This window comes from Xanthovirga aplysinae (genome assembly GCF_009711365.1).
Classification (GTDB): Bacteria; Bacteroidota; Bacteroidia; order Cytophagales; family Cyclobacteriaceae; genus Xanthovirga; species Xanthovirga aplysinae.
Map to the genome: position 1 here is coordinate 1 of NZ_SMMB01000235.1, position 793 is coordinate 793.

Here is a 793-nt window from a genome sequence, read left to right on the forward strand (position 1 = left end):
GCTTTTACATCTATGCTATGAAATCATAGCCGCGCAAAGCCAACAGCACCGCCCAAGCTCCACTTCATACATGGACCGTTGGCAGTAAATTAGATAAATGGCTAGAAAAAAGAGAAAAAGGAAAACTCAGAGTAGGAAAAAAAATCAAAGCAAAAAAAATACCTTTGAGCCGTTACCAGGCTGGGCTAAACTTTTTGTTATCGGTTTTTCATTGGTTATGATCTTTGGCTCTATTTATTTAGCAATAAAAGATAATACAGTTTATGAGAGCGATTTAACCACAATAGAGGTGACTTTGAAAGAAGATCCAATATATGATCAGTATAAAATTAAATCGACCACTTATAAAGAGATTACCCTAAAAACAAAGGAGTATCAAAGAGATTTTAAAGTTACCGGAAAAACCTATAAATCTACCGATCATTATAAATTGAGGACCTCTGTCAAAGCAGGTGATCATGTCCAATTAAAAGTTAAAAAAGGGACAGTACCAAAGCTTAATAAAAAGTCCTTTGTGAATAATTATAATGAGGTTTTTGGCTTATCAAAAAAGGGAATTTCCTTAATTGATCTGGTGTTAAAGGCTGAATTGGAAGATAAGGACAGTAAATGGGCTTATTGTTTTACAATATTAGGATTAGTAATGCTTCCATATGGTTTTATAAAAAAGAAACCAATGCTTAGTATGGAGAAAGCAATCTCCCTTACTGCTTTGGTAGGATTACTTGTAATTATCATTATAGCGAAAATGAAATAAAATCAACTGCCAACAATGGCGAGCTGCCATGCTTTG

Annotated in this window: 1 protein-coding gene; it reads left to right on the forward strand. The window is 33.8% G+C overall.

Annotated elements, in window-relative coordinates:
• Nucleotides 1–97 precede the first annotated feature (97 nt).
• Nucleotides 98–757 (forward strand): RuvB-like domain-containing protein, encoded by a 660-nt coding sequence (locus tag E1171_RS00550; RefSeq protein WP_155203066.1) that lies wholly within the window; start codon nt 98–100, stop codon nt 755–757.
• Nucleotides 758–793: the final 36 nt, after the last annotated feature.